At 66.7% G+C, this 16,158-nt stretch carries 16 protein-coding genes and 1 tRNA gene; 5 read left to right on the forward strand and 12 right to left on the reverse strand.

What is annotated here, in order from left to right; translation table 11 throughout:
* Nucleotides 1-5: 5 nt before the first annotated feature.
* The gene (locus tag FOE78_RS20720) at nucleotides 6-395 is read right to left on the reverse strand and encodes a nuclear transport factor 2 family protein (RefSeq protein ID WP_143987685.1); all 390 of its coding nucleotides are present in this window, start codon (nucleotides 393-395) and stop codon (nucleotides 6-8) included.
* A gap of 96 nt (nucleotides 396-491) precedes the next feature.
* Here FOE78_RS20720 and FOE78_RS20725 point away from each other — a divergent pair, with 96 nt between their 5' ends.
* On the forward strand, nucleotides 492-1,052 hold the full coding sequence (locus tag FOE78_RS20725; RefSeq protein ID WP_143987686.1) for a TetR/AcrR family transcriptional regulator: 561 nt from the start codon (nucleotides 492-494) through the stop codon (nucleotides 1,050-1,052).
* Between the two features lie 1,041 nt (nucleotides 1,053-2,093).
* On the opposite strand, the gene FOE78_RS20730 is transcribed toward FOE78_RS20725, so the two are convergent.
* The 6 genes from FOE78_RS20730 to glp form a co-directional block, all read right to left on the reverse strand.
* Nucleotides 2,094-2,166, reverse strand: a tRNA-Ala gene (locus tag FOE78_RS20730).
* An 88-nt stretch (nucleotides 2,167-2,254) separates the two neighbouring features.
* Complete coding sequence (sepX, locus tag FOE78_RS20735; protein WP_143987947.1) at nucleotides 2,255-3,091, reverse strand: divisome protein SepX/GlpR; 837 nt, start codon at nucleotides 3,089-3,091, stop codon at nucleotides 2,255-2,257.
* Between the two features lie 82 nt (nucleotides 3,092-3,173).
* Nucleotides 3,174-3,881 (reverse strand): GNAT family N-acetyltransferase, encoded by a 708-nt coding sequence (locus FOE78_RS20740; RefSeq protein WP_228265923.1) that lies wholly within the window; start codon nucleotides 3,879-3,881, stop codon nucleotides 3,174-3,176.
* Nucleotides 3,871-4,362, reverse strand: a complete 492-nt coding sequence (locus FOE78_RS20745; RefSeq protein WP_143987948.1) for a MogA/MoaB family molybdenum cofactor biosynthesis protein — start codon at nucleotides 4,360-4,362, stop codon at nucleotides 3,871-3,873. Before FOE78_RS20745 ends, FOE78_RS20740 begins: the two co-directional genes overlap by 11 nt.
* Nucleotides 4,349-4,846: a cyclic pyranopterin monophosphate synthase MoaC gene (gene moaC, locus FOE78_RS20750; protein ID WP_143988990.1), complete on the reverse strand. Its 498-nt coding sequence runs from the start codon at nucleotides 4,844-4,846 to the stop codon at nucleotides 4,349-4,351. The genes FOE78_RS20745 and moaC overlap by 14 nt, the downstream gene beginning before the upstream one ends.
* A 2-nt stretch (nucleotides 4,847-4,848) precedes the next feature.
* Nucleotides 4,849-6,171 carry a molybdotransferase-like divisome protein Glp gene (gene glp, locus FOE78_RS20755; RefSeq protein WP_143987949.1) on the reverse strand — a complete coding sequence of 441 codons (1,323 nt, stop codon included), beginning with the start codon at nucleotides 6,169-6,171 and terminating at the stop codon, nucleotides 4,849-4,851.
* 70 nt (nucleotides 6,172-6,241) lie between these two features.
* Here glp and ligD point away from each other — a divergent pair, with 70 nt between their 5' ends.
* Both ligD and FOE78_RS20765 read left to right on the forward strand, forming a co-directional pair.
* Nucleotides 6,242-7,213 carry a non-homologous end-joining DNA ligase gene (gene ligD / locus FOE78_RS20760; RefSeq protein ID WP_143987950.1) on the forward strand — a complete coding sequence of 324 codons (972 nt, stop codon included), beginning with the start codon at nucleotides 6,242-6,244 and terminating at the stop codon, nucleotides 7,211-7,213.
* Nucleotides 7,214-7,220: 7 nt separating this feature from the next.
* Nucleotides 7,221-7,868: a 5-formyltetrahydrofolate cyclo-ligase gene (locus FOE78_RS20765; RefSeq protein ID WP_168207615.1), complete on the forward strand. Its 648-nt coding sequence runs from the start codon at nucleotides 7,221-7,223 to the stop codon at nucleotides 7,866-7,868.
* A 10-nt stretch (nucleotides 7,869-7,878) separates the two neighbouring features.
* Here FOE78_RS20765 and FOE78_RS20770 read toward each other — a convergent pair whose 3' ends face one another.
* A complete protein-coding gene (locus tag FOE78_RS20770; protein ID WP_143987952.1) occupies nucleotides 7,879-9,189 on the reverse strand; it encodes an RNA polymerase sigma factor in 1,311 nt (436 codons plus the stop codon).
* Nucleotides 9,176-9,598, reverse strand: coding sequence for a YciI family protein (locus FOE78_RS20775; RefSeq protein ID WP_143987953.1), 423 nt, complete (start codon nucleotides 9,596-9,598; stop codon nucleotides 9,176-9,178). Before FOE78_RS20775 ends, FOE78_RS20770 begins: the two co-directional genes overlap by 14 nt.
* A gap of 161 nt (nucleotides 9,599-9,759) precedes the next feature.
* On the opposite strand from FOE78_RS20775, the gene FOE78_RS20780 reads away from it, so the two are divergent.
* Entirely contained in the window at nucleotides 9,760-10,950 is a 1,191-nt protein-coding gene (locus tag FOE78_RS20780) for an MFS transporter (protein WP_168207616.1), read from the forward strand.
* A gap of 23 nt (nucleotides 10,951-10,973) precedes the next feature.
* Here the strand turns inward: FOE78_RS20780 and FOE78_RS20785 are convergent, their stop codons facing one another.
* The 3 genes from FOE78_RS20785 to FOE78_RS20795 form a co-directional block, all read right to left on the reverse strand.
* Nucleotides 10,974-12,071, reverse strand: a complete 1,098-nt coding sequence (locus FOE78_RS20785) for a hypothetical protein (protein WP_143987955.1) — start codon at nucleotides 12,069-12,071, stop codon at nucleotides 10,974-10,976.
* Nucleotides 12,068-14,110: an acyltransferase family protein gene (locus tag FOE78_RS20790; RefSeq protein WP_266094995.1), complete on the reverse strand. Its 2,043-nt coding sequence runs from the start codon at nucleotides 14,108-14,110 to the stop codon at nucleotides 12,068-12,070. Before FOE78_RS20790 ends, FOE78_RS20785 begins: the two co-directional genes overlap by 4 nt.
* Nucleotides 14,111-14,356: 246 nt before the next feature.
* Nucleotides 14,357-15,046 (reverse strand): NUDIX hydrolase, encoded by a 690-nt coding sequence (locus tag FOE78_RS20795; RefSeq protein WP_143987957.1) that lies wholly within the window; start codon nucleotides 15,044-15,046, stop codon nucleotides 14,357-14,359.
* A gap of 118 nt (nucleotides 15,047-15,164) precedes the next feature.
* Here FOE78_RS20795 and nadA point away from each other — a divergent pair, with 118 nt between their 5' ends.
* Nucleotides 15,165-16,157, forward strand: a complete 993-nt coding sequence (gene nadA / locus FOE78_RS20800; RefSeq protein WP_143988991.1) for a quinolinate synthase NadA — start codon at nucleotides 15,165-15,167, stop codon at nucleotides 16,155-16,157.
* Nucleotide 16,158 lies beyond the last annotated feature (1 nt).

Raw genomic sequence — 16,158 nt, forward strand, 5'->3', positions numbered from 1 at the left:
CGATCTCACTGTGCAGCCAAGGGAATTGGTTGCTCGCCGGGCGTCTTGCTGTACCCCAGCGCTTCGACGACCACGCCGTCGGCGACGCGCATCACATTGACACCGCGCACATAATCACCCTCGCCGGTGCCGAATCGGTATCGCCACAGAATCGTGCCGTGGCCCTCACCGGCATCGATCCGTTCGGGTTCGAACTGCGTTGTCCGATCACTGGCCAGCGCCTGCCAGAACGCGAGGCAGGCATCGCGGCCTTCGTACCGGCCGCCATCCGGCGCCGGCTGCACACTCTCCATCACACAGTCGGCGCCCACCAGATCGGCGAGCAAGGCGGGATCGTGATCGACAAATGCTTGATTGAAGCGGCTGATGACCGCCCCAGTGTCTGGACCTGACATGGTTCAACCCTTCATGGACCTGATAGACCGGTTGGTCTATCCCCGGGAGATAGTAGACCACTTGATCTACCTCCGCAAGCGATGCATGCTGGGGCCATGAACGTTGCCGGGCCGGGTCCACGTGAACGTCTGCTCGAAGCCGCGGAGCGGCTGACCTACACGGCGGGTGCCAACGTCGGCGTGGGCGCTCTGCTCAAGGAGGCCAACGTGGCCAGACGATCGCTCTACCAACACTTCGGCGGCAAGGACGCACTGATCGCCGAACTGCTCCGGGACACAGCACGGAAAGACCTGGACGCGTACCGATCGGCAATGGAATCGGCGGGCGACGATCCACAGGCCAGAGTGCTAGCGATCTTCGACTACCTGGACGAGGTGGTCAGTTCCCCGGGATTTCGGGGCTGCCGCTACCTCGGCACCGATCTTGCTCTCGCCGGCCCCGACCACCCCGCGCACCGGGTCACCCGTGACTACCGCCGCGGCCTCCACGACCTCGTCCAACACGAGATGCAGCGACTCGCCCATCCCGACCCCGCCGACGCCGCCGAGCAGATCCTGCTGCTCATCGAAGGCACACTGGCCACCGGCGCAACGCGCCCGACTGCGCGGCCGGCCCAGACCGCCCGCCGGATCACCAACACCCTGCTCGACAAATAACCCGCAACCCTTCAGACCCGAAACGTGTCCGGCCCGGATCGATCGCCGGGCGGCCAGTTGAGTGACCGCGGATCTGCCGCATTCCCGCTGGAGCGTGCTGAACCGCTCGCGCGGACGGGCTCGTACGGCGTCGATCCCCTGGGATCAAGGCATCAGATCAAGAAACTCGCGGTCCTCCGGTGATCTTGACCATCTGGCGCCTCATATTCAGGGTCCCGGACCCGCCAACGTCCCAGACCCCGAGGTGCGCTGTCCGGCCGCAAGCCGTTCCACCAGCGGGCCGACCGAAACCCCTCGTGACCAGCGGAATCGCCAGTGCCCGATAGACCCGCCCGGCTGCGATTGCCCGCAAGGGTGCGCTATACGGCGCATTCACGCGGTTCCAATACTTCGTGTTACCAGTGACCCTGACGACCGCGTTGCACCGATGGCTCCCGCGAGCTTCTTCCCCGTCGGGGCCGTCCGGACGTTCGCATCGGAGGCTGAGGCTGCCTGTGGCGGGTGACAGAACCACGGCGTGACTGGTGAGCGACTTGTGTCCGTCGGCGACGTAACGCTGTTCGTTCGAGAACTGGGAAGCCGTCGCCCGGGCGCCCGTCGCTGATCGTGCTGCGGCGGCCCTGATGTCGGTGACAGCTATCTTGTGCCAGGTTTCGAACCGCTCGCGCTGATCGACACGTCGTTCTGTTCGACTTTCGCGGCTGTGGACGCAGCAGGGTGTCGTCGATGACACGCATCAGCTGATTGACATTGGAGCTCGGGCAGGTTGATCTGCTCGGCTTCTCAACGGGTGGCGAGCAGCGACTGCATTCGTCGGACGCTACCCAGCAGATGTCCGCCTCATCCTCGCAGGGACGACTGCGCAATTCGACGATTCTAGTCTGGGACCTGGACCTGGCTCCGCGATACCTGCAGCTGATTGGGGACCTGGATGAGGGTGATGGGAGCTACGAGGCCTACCTGGACGGACGCATGCACCCGGCCCACATACGGGAGTTCGTCGAAGCACCCAAGATCAATTGACCCGAAGGTTCTGGCGAGTGGAGCTAAGGGGATTCGAACCCCTGACCTTCGCATTGCGAACGCGACGCTCTACCAACTGAGCTATAGCCCCGTGCTGATCTTCGTCCGAGCATCCGGCCGAAGCGCGCGAGCGAGTCTAACATCGCCGCCGCCGGGCGGCGAATCGGCCGGATGGTCGGTCACTCACCGACTGCGCGGCCGATCTCCCGGTCGGTCTCCGAGCCGGACAACTCCGTACGCTCTCCCGACTTCTTCACCGCAACGACCTGATCGGGTTGGGCAACCGGCTGTGGGGTCGGGCGATCGGCGGTCACCGGACCTTCGGTACGCACCGGCACCGTCAGCTCCGGAGAGGACAGATCGATGGTGCGGACGGTCCGCGGCGCGAGCGGCTTTGACACGTAGGTCGGCATGGTGATCGGCAGCGGATCCCACAACCCGCCGGACTTGGCCTTTGCCTTGGCTTTGCTCTGCCCCGGCGCGGCCGCGGCGTCGGAGATCAGCCGGGCAACCTCCTGCCGATTGAGCAGCACCGTCGACTCGTCGCTGCCCTTGCGGATCTCCTCGTAGCGGGCATCGAGATCGCGGCGCATCGCGGCCACGGTGAAACGCGAGACCCCGAAGAACGCGACCACCAGGCCGCCGGGGATCGCCACCACCCACCACGGCACCAGCTCGGCCACGCACACGGCGACGGCGGCGGTGACCAAGATCATCAACACCGACAGCACCCGGCGCCGCCGGCCGGCCGCCGACTGCTCGAGCCGGCGGATCTCACGGATCGCGGCCCGCCGAGTCAGCGGCGTGGACACCTCGACCTCGGGCATCACCGCAAGATCTTGATCAAGAAGCGGAGCCGATCCGGACCGGATGATCCGCACCGAATCGGAGAACCGCTCATTGGGGTCCGTCTCCTCCGAAGCGGTTGCCTGCTCCTTGCGGCGCAGGTAATTCGGGATCAGATAGGCAAGCCATGCGAAGGCGATGGCAGCATAAATCAGTCCTGTCGTACCCACACCGAAACCGTAGGTGCTCGCAGCGTCCGCGCCGCCCACGTCGTACGGTGTGTCGCGGACTGATCGGCGCGAAAGCGCCGATTCACAGCTGACTGCTGGGTTGTTGATCTTGATCGCGGCCGCCCTGGTCGACCTGACGCTGCAATCTGTTGATCATGGATTCGCCGACCTCGTCGACGTTCAGCGCGAAGATCAAATGATCACGCCAGTCGCCGTCGATGTGCAGATAGCGCGGCCTGATCCCCTCGGACCGGAAGCCCAACTTCTCCACCACCCTGAGGCTGCGGGCGTTCTCCGGTCTGATCGCGACCTCGATCCGATGCAACTGCAACTCGCCGAAGCAGTAGTCCATCGCCATCGCCACCGCCAGCGGTGTCAACCCACGACCGGCCAGGCGCTGATCGATCCAGTAGCCGATCTGTGCCGACGCCGCCGATCCGCCGACGATGCCGCTGACCGTCAGCTGGCCGGCCATCACCGGCCGACTGGACCGGCCGTGTTCCTGCGGCTGATAGATGATCAGCCACGGCAGCATCCGACCCTGCCGAGCCTGCCGATTGAGGTTGCGGACCAGCGATCCGTACGTCTGCGGTCCGGGTGTGGCCGACGGCGGCAACGTCGCCTCCCACGGTCGCAGCCAACCGGCGTTGTGCCGGCGGACGCGTTCCCAGTCGGTCGCATCGCGCTGCCGCATCGGTCGCAGGGTGACATCGCCGTGCTGCAAGGTGACCGGCCAGCGTCGGCCCGTCGGCGTACGGTCCATCAACGGTCCCGACTCATCAGTGGTCACCGCCGCGCAGCTGAGTGACGGCATGTTCCAACAACGGCGCCAGTACGGCCATCCCGTCCCGCGCCCCGCCGGCCGAACCGGGCAGATTGATGATCAAGGAATCTCCGACGGTGCCGGCGATGCCGCGGCTCAGCACCGCAGTCGGAACTCCGTGCGCGACACCGTAATCGGCGATCGCCGCCGGCAGTTGCGGAATCTCCCGCCGGACCACCTGCCGAGTCATCTCCGGCGTCTGATCGTCCGGGCTGAGCCCGGTTCCGCCGGTGGTGATGATCACCGCGTACCCGGCGGACACAGCCCGACGTAGCGCCTCCAACACCGGCGCGCCGTCACGGACCACGGTCGGCCGGTCGGTCTTGAAACCGGCCGCGATCAGCGCATCCACGATGATCGGCCCGGACCGGTCCTCGTACGCCCCCGCCGCTGCTCGGGTGGAGACCGTGATCACCGTCGCAGTGAGTGTTGATTCATTCATGATCATCTGGCCGCCTCCAGTCGCCGCGGCGTCCGCCGCTCTTGGATTCCACCCGGACGTCGGTGATCACCGCGGCGCGGTCGATCGCCTTGATCATGTCGATCACCGACAGCGCCGCGACCGAGACCGAGGTCAGCGCTTCCATCTCCACCCCGGTCCGTCCGGTCGTCCGTACGGTGGCCCGGATTTGTACGCCGTCGTCGATCACCTGCAGCTCGATGTCCACACCGCTGATCGGCAACGGATGGCACAGCGGGATCAGATCCGGCGTCTTCTTCGCACCCTGGATGCCGGCGATCCGAGCCACCGCCAACGCATCCCCCTTGGGTGCGGTGTGATCGCGCAGCGCGGCCACCGCCTCGGCGCTGAGCCGTACCCGACCGGAGGCGGTCGCGATCCGAGCGGTCGACTCCTTGCCCGACACGTCGACCATCCGGGCCGTACCGGTCTCGGTCAGATGCGGCAGCCCTGCCGCACCGGCATCGGTCATGATCAACTGTCCTCGTCCAGCAGCCAGGCGTCGACCTCGTCACCGGCGGCGACGAAATCGGTGTCCTCGTCGATCAACAACAGCGCGTTGGCCGCCGCCAGTCCGCCGAGCAGATGGGATCCGTGCCCGCCGGCCAGCTCGACCGTCCGCTCGCCCTCCTCGGTCCGGTGTACGACGCCGCGAGCGAACTGCAACTTGCCGGCGACCGAGGTGATCGGATGCCCGGCGAAGATCCGCACCGTCGGCCGCAGGTAGTGCGCGGTGCCGGCCAGCTTGCGCAGCACCGGCCGGACGAACGCCTCGAACGACACGAACGCGCTGACCGGGTTGCCCGGCATCATGATGATCGGTGTCTTGTCCTCTCCGATCAGCCCGAACCCTTGTGGCTTGCCCGGCTGCATCGCCACCTGGGTGAAGTCGGTCGCGCCGAGCTCGGGCAGCACCTGTTTGACGATGTCGTAATCACCCTGGGAGACACCGCCGGTGGTCAAGATCAAATCCGCCCGGACCAACTGGTCGGAGATCACCTGCTTGAGCCGTTCCGGATCGTCGGGCACCAGGCCGACCCGGAACACCTGCGCCCCGGTCGCCTTCGCCGCCGACGCGAGCATGTAGGAGTTTGAGTCGTAGATCTGCTGCTCGTTGTCCATCGGCAATCCGGGCTCGACCAACTCGCTGCCGGTGGAGATCACCACCACCCGCGGCCGCGGCCGCACCATCACCTTGTCCACCCCGATCGCTGCCAGCAGGCCGATCGCGCGAGAGGCCAGGTGCTCGCCCGCCCGCAACACCACGGTGCCGGCGGTGATGTCCTCACCGGTCCGCCGGACATGCTGACCGACCGCCGACGGTTCGGTGATCCGGACGTCGGTGGCACCGCGGTCGGTGGCCTCGTACGGGACGACGGCGTCGGCACCCTCCGGGATGGCGGCGCCGGTCATGATCTTCATCGCCGACCCGGGAGACAGCTTGTGCGGCGCCGGCGAACCGGCCGGCACCTCACCCACCACCGGCAGGCTGACCGGACTCTGTTCGGACGCGTCGGCCACGTCGGCGGCCCGCACCGCGTAGCCGTCCATCGCCGAATTGTCGAAGCGGGGCAGGCTGATCGCCGAGGTGACGTCCTCGCACAAGGACAGGCCGACCGAGTCCAGGATCTGCTGCCCGAACGGCGGAAGGGGTTCGATACAGCTCAACAGATAGTCGCGATGATCGGCCATCGACCGCAGCCCGTTCGGCCCGGCGGCCGGCGGCTCGGGAAGCTGCGGCGGCTCCGGTTTCTCGACGGCAGGGGGCGGTGCACTCTTACGTCGCAACAACGGCATGCCGCACACCCTATGCCGCAGCGGCCCGATCCAAGTGACCCGCGCAGGGTCTGCCGTTACGCTCGCCGGTATGAACAGCCCGAGCAGCAGTTCACCGGCGACCGAGCTGGAGATCGGGCCGTACGCGGTGCGGATCTCCAACCCCGACCGGGTCTACTTCCCGGCGCGCGGCGAGACCAAGCTGGATCTGGCCAACTACTACCTCGGCGTCGGCGATGGCATCGTCCGGGCGTTGCGCGAGCGGCCGTGCATGCTGCACCGCTACCCCACAGGCGTCACCGGGGAAAAGGTGCATCAGAAGCGGCTGCCGCACGGGGCGCCGCCGTGGGTGGAGACGGTCCGGGTCGAGTTCCCGCGCTATCAACGGCACGCGTACGAGTTGTGTGTCACCGACATCGCGCAGGTGATCTGGGCGGTGCAGATGTCCACGGTCGAGTTCCATCCGTGGAATTCGCGCCGCGCCGACACCGAGAAGCCGGACGAGTGGCGGATCGACCTCGATCCGATGCCGGACTGCACCTTCGACACCGTACGGAGGGTGGCGCACGTCGCGCACGAGGTGCTGGACGAGCTCGGCGCCACCGGCTGGCCCAAGACCTCGGGTGGATCAGGGATGCACGTCTACATCCGGATCGCGCCCGAGCACGGCTTCACCGACGTCCGCCGCGCCGCGCTGGCCTTCGCGCGCGAGGTGGAGCGGCGGATCCCGGAGTTGGCCACCACCACCTGGTGGCGCAAGGACCGCGATCCGAAGAAGCTGTTCATCGACTTCAACCAGAACGCGCGCGATCACACCATCGCGGCCGCCTACTCGGTCCGCGGCAATCCGGAGGCCCGGGTGTCGGCGCCGCTGCGCTGGGACGAGATCGATGACGCGTCGCCGCAGGACTTCACCATCGCCACCATGCCGGCTCGGTTCGCCGAGCTGGGTGATCTGCATGAGGGCATCGACGAGGCGGTGTTCGAGATCGATCCGTTGCTGGAGTGGGCCGACCGGGACGAACGCGAGGGCGCCGAGACCCCACCCGAGCCGGCGGCCTGAACGCGCGATGATCTGGCCACGTTCCGCCGCGGACGCGGAGGCGATCCGCGACGCCAAACGGGTGTTGCGACGGGCCGTGCTGCAGCGGCGCCGGGTGCGGCCGGCCGAGCAGCGCGACGCCGACGATCGGGCTCGGTTCGAACAGCTGCGCAGGTTCGTCGGGGAGTCGACGGTCGAAACGGTGGCCTGCTACTTCTCCACTCCGCCCGAGCCGGGATCCCTGCAATCCATTGCCTGGTTGGCATCCCGGGACGTACGGGTGTTGCTGCCGGTGATCACCGAGCCCCCAGCCCGTCAAGATCAGCCCGATCAAGATCAACTTTTCGGCGAGCCGGCGTGGGCAGCGTACGCGGGACCGGATGCACTGCACACCGGCCGGTTGGCGATCGTCGAGCCGAGCACCGATAAGCTTCCTGCCGATGCTCTGGCGGACGCGAAGTTGATCATCGTCCCGGGGCTGGCCGGCAACGTCGCGGGGCAGCGGCTCGGCCGCGGCGGCGGCTGGTACGACCGGGCGTTGCGGCACGCGGCTCGGTCCGCGGTGGTGGTCATGCTGCTGAACGACGACGAGGTGATGGAGGCCATCCCGACCTCCGGCTGGGATCGTCGGGTGGACGTGTTGATCACGCCGACGCGCGTGATCAACTGTTCATGATCACCGTTGATCAACTCTGGTTGGCCTTGCGCAGCAGCACATCACGTTCGCGTTCGTTGCCGCAGAGCCCGGCCGCCAACCGCCATTCGGACCGGGCCTCGTCGGTCCGACCGAGCCGGGACAGCAATTCACCTCGGACGCTCGGCAGCAGGTAGGACCCGGCCAACACGTCACTGACCGCCAGCTCGTCCACCATCGGCAGTGCGGCTTGCGGTCCGTGCGCCATCGACACCGCCACCGCACGGTTCAGCTCCACCACCGGCGAGGCGGCGATCCGGCCGAGAGCCTCGTACAGCAACACGATTCGTTCCCAATCGGTGTCGTCGACCGACCGGGCGATCGCGTGCTGTTCGGCGATCGCGGCCTGCAGCCCGTACGGTCCCAGCCCGCTGCGCGCGGCGGTCGCTCGACCCAGCGCGGCCCGACCACGGCGGATCGCCGAACGATCCCAACGGGCTCGATCTTGATCTTCCAGCAGCACCGGCTCGCCATCGGATCCGGTCCGCGCCGGGAACCGGGCCGCGGTCAGCTCCATCAACGCCAGCAGGCCGTAGGCCTCGGCCTCGTCCGGCGCCAGGCGTACCAGCGAGCGAGTCAACCTGATCGCCTCGGCAGCCAGGTCGGCCCGCATCCAGTCGCTGCCGACCGACGCGGTCGAACCTTCGGTGAAGATCAGATACAGCACGTTCAGCACCGACGAGATGCGCTGGGTTCGTTCGTCACCGGTCGGCAGTTCGAACGGCACCCGAGCCGCACCCAATGTCTTCTTGGCGCGAGTGATCCGAGCCTGGATGGTCGGCACCGGCACCAGGAAGGCACGGGCGAGCTGTTCGCTGCCCAGCCCCGCGACCACCCGCAGGGTGAGCGCCACCCGCGCCTGTTTGGACAGCACCGGATGGCAGGCGATCATGATCAACGCCAGCCGATCGTCCTCGACCCGATCCGGGTCCCACAACGGATCCTTGTCCCCTGTCGCCTGCTCCCGAGCGGCGTCGTGAGCCAGCATCGCGTACTTCTCGTCCCGGTTGGCCCGGCGGCGAAAGTCGTCGATCGCCCGCCGCCGGGCCACCGACATCAACCAGCCGGCGGGTTCGCGGGGAACACCGTCTCGGGGCCAGCTCACCAGCGCCTCCGAGAGGGCCGTCTGCGCAACATCCTCGGCCAGCGCGAAGTCGCCGGTGTAGCGGGTCAACGCGCCGACGATCCGGGCCGACTCGATCCGCCAGACCGCCTCGACGGCCCCGATCGCGGAGTGATCACCCGAAGAGCCCTGGCGTGCCGCTTCTGGCGCAGGGCTGGATGGCTGCTCAGAGCTGGCCATTCGCCTCACGCCAGGCCCGTTCCTTCTTGATCCACACGTTGTCCTGCGGGAATTCGTCGATGGTCGGCACCCGGCGGATCTCGGTCTTGAAGCCCGGCCGGCTCGGGATCCGCTTCGCCCACTCGACCGCGTCCTGCTTGGTCGGTACGTCAAGCAGGTAGAAGCCGCCGAAGAGTTCCTTCGTCTCCCCGTACGGCCCGTCGGTCACCACCGGCGGTTCGCTGCTGTAGTCGACGACCACACCGTCGGAGGCGTCGTCCAATCCTTCGGCGGCGAGCAGCACGCCGGCGTTGATCAACTCGTCGTTGAACCGGCCCATCGTCTCCAGCATCTGATCGAAGTCGGTGTCCTGCAGATTCTTGTAGGCCTCGTCGTCGTTGGCCCGCATGATCAGCATGTACTTCGCCATGACACGTCTCCTTGGTTCGTGGCACCTCTGGTGAGGAGCCTGACATGAGGTGGTCGAACGTGGAAGGTCTCGGATCGACATCGTGGTCGAGGAGATTTCGGCGAATCCGGTGAATCCTGCTCCGAGCCGGTCCGGTAGGTTCACGCCGGAAGGTGATGCGCGTGCTGAGGTCGATCCTGTGGCCAGTCCTCGCGCCGGCATTCCTGTACGCCTGTGGCACCGGTGCGCTGGCCCCGGTGATCGTGCTGGCCGCCATCTCGCTCGGTGCCAGTGCCTCGCTGGCCGGCGGCATCGTCACCTTCGCGGCGGTGGCGGCTGCCATCAACGCCATTCCGTCCGGGTACGTGATCAACAGGTTCGGCGAACGGCCGAGCATGATCGGCGCCACCGTGGTGGCCGGTTCGATGACCGGGCTGTGCGTGGTGGCGCTGATCCTGCACAACGGTGTCTCGCTGCCGTTGTTCATCGGCGCGATCGTGTTGCTCAGTGCGGTCGAGGTGATCTGGAGCCTGGCCCGGCAGGCGTTCATCGCCGAGACCGTACGGACCGAGTCACTCGCGCTGGCGATGACCAGCCTGGGCGGTGCGCAGCGGGCCGGCCAACTGGTCGGGCCGCTGATCGGTTCGGTACTGCTGTTGTGGCTGCCGCTGTATTCGGTGTTCGTGATGCACCTGGTGATGGCGCTGGCCGCGACCGTGTTGATCGCCCGGGTCAAGGTCGACCCGTCCCGGCGGCCTCACAAGTCCGCGGATCACACCGCGGTGAAGGTGCGCTGGAGCGCCGTGGTGCTGGCCGGGATCGCAATGATCACGCTGTCGATGGCCCGCAAGGGCAAGAACGTGATCATCCCGCTCTGGGGTGATCATCTGCACTTGTCGGCGAGCACCATCTCGCTGATCGTCGCGCTCGGTTCGGCAGTGGAGTTGATCTTGCTCTACCCCGGCGGCCGGCTGAAGGACAATCTCGGCCGGGTGAGCACCTTCGTCGCCTGTGTTGCCCTGCTGGGCATCGGATTCGCGATCCTGCCGCTCGGTGGCACGCTGACCTGGTTCTGCATCGGGATCGGTATCGCCAGCGTCGGCAACGGTCTCGGTTCCGGCATCAACATGACCGTCGGTGCCGACCTCAGCCCACCGGTCGGGCGGGCGAAATTCCTCGGCTACTGGAACGCGCTCGGCCAGATCGGATCGCTCTCCGGCCCCGGCCTGATCAGCATCCTGATCGCCCTGGCCGGACTGCCCGTGGCCATCGGCGCACTGGCCCTGTTCCCGCTGGCCGGCGGCGCCTGGATGATCATCTTCCGGAACCGGATCGGCCTGCCTGGCCGGCGGGTGCGGGCACCGGCTCGATGACACCAGCGCGACCGGCTGCGCTCTCACCCGGTCTTGCGAAGTACGCAGCCGACCAGGAGCGCCCGGACTATCAGAAGGTTCTGACGGACCTCCATGAGCTGACTGCTGCTGGTACGACCGAGGTCTGCGACGATGATCACGGCGTCGCACCTGCCCGCCACCAGCATCGCCTCGGCCGGCCCGCGCGCGAATGAAGCTTCGACAACCGTGAGCCGCGAGCCGTCCGCGCGACGGTCGATCGGCATCGTTTCCTGACTGCCCGCCAGGTTGAAGGTCGCCGCCCCGGTCAGCCGGGTCGGTTGTCCACGCTGCTGGAGCCGAAGGACCAGACCGCCCGCGACGCCGCCGTAATTGTTGTGGCGTTCCATCTCGATCACCCCGAGCACGTCCAACTGCTGCCGCTTTCCGATGGCCGCGACGGCAGCCGCTGCCTGCCGCAGGTCCTCGGTGGAACGGCCAGTCATCTCGAGCGTTTCGAGGACCGGGACTCCGAGCAGCGCCTCGACCTCTTGACCATCTCGAACGGATTGACCGAGCACGCGCCGAATCAACACGGCCGCAAACCCCAGCACGAGACCGCCCGCGAGACCGATCCCGAGCCAGCGAAGGCGGTGCGGTGCGGCCGGAAAGGGATCGAGCTCCGGCGGTGACAGCACCGAGACCCGCAGGATGCTCCGAGTTCCCGCGTTTTCGAGATCACCCGCCAGAGCAGGGAACTCCACGGCCAGACCTTGTGCGATGGCCAATGACTCGTTTGCCGATGAACTTCTGACCACAACGCTGATCATCGACGCCCGGTCCGGCGTCGTTGCGTTGATCGCTGCGGCGATGTCCGCCGTCGACGCGTCGACCTCATCGCGTCGCTTTACGGCCTGCACCAATCGCCCGGAGTTCATCAGCGCGACGTACGACTGCACGCGCGACGTGACATAGGCCTGGGCAACCTGCGGGCGTTCCGTCGGCGCGGACTTGCTGCCGACGTAGAACACCACGGAGGACTGATAGACCGGACTGGTTGCGGAGACGGCAACCGCCGATACGCCCAGTCCGACAAGCGTCAGCAGGGCAAAGGTGCGCCAGTACAGTTTGACTGCCTCGAGGGTCGTACGGAGCCAGCTCATCGGCCGACTGCCTTCATGATCAACGGATCGACGATCGGGGCCAACCGCCGCGAGTAGTTGTCGGCGAGATGGATCCCGTCGATCAGCGGTGTGTTCGTGCCGACGAACGGCGGACAGTAGCCATCAGCGGAGCAGAAGAACAGATGAGTGTCCAGGTAGGTCTGCCCTTGGTCCTTCATCACCCGTCGCTCCGCGTCGGCGACCACGCGCCACTCGGCAGAGACGGTCGCGATGCAATGCGACGGGTCACCGTCTGCCGGCGTACAGGACTGCATGCTCGAGCCCTGCGGCGGTGACGCGAGTAGGACCACGTGGTCGACGCCTGCGCGGGTGATTGTCGAAACCATCTGCTCGGTCCCGTGGGCCCACTGCGCAACGGCTGCGTCCCCGACCTGGCCGCTGTTGAGACGCTCGACGGTGCTGTACGCACTTGCCAGCACAACGACATCGGGCTTGATCGAGCGGAGCTGGGCCAGAGCCCAGGACCGGTGATCATCACAGGCCTTGGTGAAGTCTGCTCGGCCGCCCACCTGTGGTTGCACACTGACCTTGGGCGCGGGACATTGGCCAAAGGTCAAGGCATAGATGCTGAACCCGGATCCCTGCAGCCCACGGATGGCCGGTAGCCAGGTGATCGCAATGGAGTCCCCGATGACGACGAGCTTCTTGATCTTCCCGTGCTTGGTTGCCGGAAAGGTGCAGCGCGTCAGTTGTGCGGGGCCGACGTTGCCGCAGGTGTTCCATTCGGGGACCTTGTCGTCGGCCAGTCGTGCCTGCGGGGGATTCAACTTCGGCATGGCGTGGCTGTTCAAAGCCGCGACGATCTGGCGAGACCACGCAGCAGGTGGTGTCACCTGCCCGTACGGAACATCTCCGGCGCTCGGGGCTTTGCTCGGCGCTTCGGCGAAAACCCGGACGGGAGCATAGGGGCGAAGCGACCAGCAGACCAGGGCACCGACTACGGCTGCGACCACCGCCACCGAGACCGGTCGCAGACGCCGACGGCCCGCCCTCCGAGGCGCCGTGCCGAAGGTCGACGGACGCAAGCCCCGGACCATAGCGCCGTAATCGAAAGTGCGCAGCGGATTCTCCACGAACTCGTGACAGGCAACACCGGCGGCCGTGATCGCGAGGACGGCCACTGCGTAGTCGGCAATCGACTGTGACGTGGTGACCGCGCCGAGCAGAACGATCACCGGGAAATGCACGAGATAGAGCGAGTACGAAGCACGGCCGATGTATCGGCAGACCGGATTCGTCAGCACGAGCGCACTTGCTGGCAGTCGAGCCGCGCCACCGGCCACGATGATCGCTGCGGACCCCAGTACGGGCAGCGCTCCGAGCGGCGCCGGAAAGCCCGGACCGTCATGAACCAGCACCGCTGCGCAGGCAATGGCCGCAAGGCCAGCCGGCAGGAGCACCCGTGACAGCGCCGACGGCACCGTCCGGTTCATCATCAGCAGTGCAATACAGGCGCCGACGCCCAGCTCCCAGGCACGAGCCGGTGTGACGAAGTAGGCCGCAGAGCGGTCCGTCCAGGTCAGGTAGCCGGCCAACGCGAACAACGAAACATTGATGATCACAGTGATGATCACCAAGCCGCGCTGTCGGTGCCTCACCAACCGCGACGTCAAGGCCAGCAGGACGATCAGCGCGAGCGGCCACACCAAATAGAACTGTTCCTCCACCGACAGCGACCAGTAGTGCTGAACGGGCGAGGGCGGCCGATCTGCCTGAAAGTAGTCGGTGCCGACGCTGGCGAAGTGCACGTTCGCCAGGAAGACACTGGCCCAACCCACGTCATGAATCGCCTCTGTGTACCGGGACGACAGCAGGAGGAATCGAGCGGAGACCGCGGTCACCAACAGCACCAGTAAGCCCGCCGGAAGGATTCGACGGGCTCTGCGTTGGTAGAACGCCTTGATCGAGATCCGACCGGTCTTCGCATGCTCACGCACCAGCAGCGACGTGATCAAGAATCCGGAGATCACGAAGAACACATCGACGCCGATGAAACCGCCGGCGGGCTCGTGAATCAAATGGTCGGCTATGACCAGCAGTACCGCGACTGCGCGCAGTCCTTCGATCTCTGGCCGGAATCCCGTGCGAACACGTCCCTCAGCGGGCCGCTCCAAGTCAACCGCAAGCATCGTCCGTCCCCCCGAACGGTTCGACTGGATCCGCCGCCAATATTTCCGGCGACAGCGATCACCTCACGCGAGGAGGTTACTGACAGCAGCAGCAACTCACGCGCGATTGCCGAAATCGACTCGAAACCCCCGCTGTCAGCCACCCGGCCGCAGAGCGGCGAACGGGTCGGTGATCGCCAGTTCGCGATGGCTGAAGCGGTAGAGCGCGGCGGGTCGGCCGCCGCCGAGGCTCGGGGCGGCGGTGTGACCGGTGGGTTCGAGTTGGCCACGGCGCTCCAGCACCCGTTTCAGGTTGGTCGGCGAGACGTCGTAGCCCAGCGCGGCGCGGTAGATCTCCCGTAACTGCGCCAGGGTGAACTCCTCCGGCGCCAGTCCGAAGCCGATGTTGCTGTAGGAGAGTTTGCGCTGCAGCCGGTCGATCGCGGACCGGACCACCGAGGCGTGATCGAAGGCCATCGTCGGCAAGCGGTGGGTACGGATCCAGCCGGCGTTCTCCGGCAGGTGCGGATCGGCGGTGCTCGGCACCAGCCCGAGGTACGCGGTGGCGATGGTCCGCTGGAACGGGTCCCGATCGGGATCGCTGCGGGTCTCCAACTGCTCCAGGTGCGCGATCTCGGACAGATCCACCTTGCTGGCCAGATTCCTGGCCGCACAGGCGCCCAGCGTCTCGTCGGCCTGCACCGGTCCGCTGGGCAGCGCCCAGGCTCCAACGTAGGGATCCCGCTCCCGTCGCCAGGCCAGCACGGTCAGCCGCGAATCCGTGATCTTGAACACAACGGCCACTGCTTCGTGCCGAAACGTGGGCACCGCACTCGATCTGGCCACAGCTGCATGCTAGCGTCACACCCAGTTTTCGTCTCCGAGGCGAAAACCCGACGACTCGGGAGTTTCCGTGACCATCATCGAATCGGTCCACCGCGAAGAAACCAGCAATCTCCAAGGAATGGGCACCGCTCTGCCGCCCGGCTTCACCGACTGGACGCACTGGCAGTCCGAGGTCCGCGAACTCGCGCGGCAGAAGGACGCCGTGATCCTGGCGCACAACTACCAGCTGCCACAGATCCAGGACGTCGCCGATCACGTCGGCGACTCGCTCGCCCTGTCCCGGCTGGCTGCATCCGCCGAGGCGTCCATGATCGTTTTCGCCGGCGTGCACTTCATGGCCGAGACCGCCAAGATCCTCGCCCCCGACAAGCGCGTGCTCATCCCCGATGCCCGCGCGGGCTGTTCGCTGGCCGACACCATCACGGCGGATCAGTTGCGGGCTTGGAAAGCCGAGCATCCGGGTGCGGTCGTGGTCGCGTACGTGAACACCACCGCCGAGGTGAAGGCCGAGTCCGACATCTGTTGTACGTCGTCGAATGCGGTCGAGGTGGTCGAGTCCGTTCCGGCCGATCAGGAGGTGCTGTTCCTGCCGGACATGTTCCTGGCCGCACACGTGAAGCGGAAGACCGGCCGGACGAACATCCACAACTGGCTGGGCGAATGCCACGTACACGCAGGGATCTCGCCCGCTGATCTTGAAGCCGCCGTACACGCCGACAAGGACGCCGAGCTCTACGTCCACCCCGAGTGCGGCTGCTCCACCTCGGCACTGTGGATGACCACCGTCGGCGACATCCCGGCCGAACGAACCCACATCCTGTCCACCGGCGCGATGCTGGACGAGGCCCGACACAGTACCGCCAGCAAGGTTCTGGTGGCCACCGAGATCGGCATGCTGCACCAGCTCCGCCGCGCCAACCCCGGCACCGACTTCCAGGCCGTGAACCCGAAGGCGTCCTGCAAGTTCATGAAGATGATCACTCCGGAGAAGTTGATCACCGCACTGCGGGACGAGAAGGACGAGGTGCACGTCGCTCCCGAGATCGCGGCTCGTGCCCGCCAGGCCGTCGAGCGGATGGTGGCGATCGGTCAACCGGGTGGCGGTGAGTGAT

The sequence above is a fragment of the Microlunatus elymi genome, assembly GCF_007362775.1.
GTDB lineage: Bacteria > Actinomycetota > Actinomycetes > Propionibacteriales > Propionibacteriaceae > Microlunatus > Microlunatus elymi.

What these genes read in the sequence shown, in the direction of transcription:
- FOE78_RS20720 (WP_143987685.1), bottom strand. Translation starts at nt 395, where the DNA reads ATGTCAGGTCCAGACACTGGGGCGGTCATCAGCCGCTTCAATCAAGCA.
- glp (WP_143987949.1), bottom strand. Translation starts at nt 6,171, where the DNA reads ATGCCGTTGTTGCGACGTAAGAGTGCACCGCCCCCTGCCGTCGAGAAA.
- FOE78_RS20785 (WP_143987955.1), bottom strand. Translation starts at nt 12,071, where the DNA reads ATGAGCTGGCTCCGTACGACCCTCGAGGCAGTCAAACTGTACTGGCGC.
- moaC (WP_143988990.1), bottom strand. Translation starts at nt 4,846, where the DNA reads ATGACCGATGCCGGTGCGGCAGGGCTGCCGCATCTGACCGAGACCGGT.
- FOE78_RS20765 (WP_168207615.1), top strand. Translation starts at nt 7,221, where the DNA reads ATGATCTGGCCACGTTCCGCCGCGGACGCGGAGGCGATCCGCGACGCC.
- ligD (WP_143987950.1), top strand. Translation starts at nt 6,242, where the DNA reads ATGAACAGCCCGAGCAGCAGTTCACCGGCGACCGAGCTGGAGATCGGG.
- nadA (WP_143988991.1), top strand. Translation starts at nt 15,165, where the DNA reads ATGGGCACCGCTCTGCCGCCCGGCTTCACCGACTGGACGCACTGGCAG.
- FOE78_RS20775 (WP_143987953.1), bottom strand. Translation starts at nt 9,598, where the DNA reads ATGGCGAAGTACATGCTGATCATGCGGGCCAACGACGACGAGGCCTAC.
- FOE78_RS20770 (WP_143987952.1), bottom strand. Translation starts at nt 9,189, where the DNA reads ATGGCCAGCTCTGAGCAGCCATCCAGCCCTGCGCCAGAAGCGGCACGC.
- FOE78_RS20745 (WP_143987948.1), bottom strand. Translation starts at nt 4,362, where the DNA reads ATGATCATGAATGAATCAACACTCACTGCGACGGTGATCACGGTCTCC.
- FOE78_RS20725 (WP_143987686.1), top strand. Translation starts at nt 492, where the DNA reads ATGAACGTTGCCGGGCCGGGTCCACGTGAACGTCTGCTCGAAGCCGCG.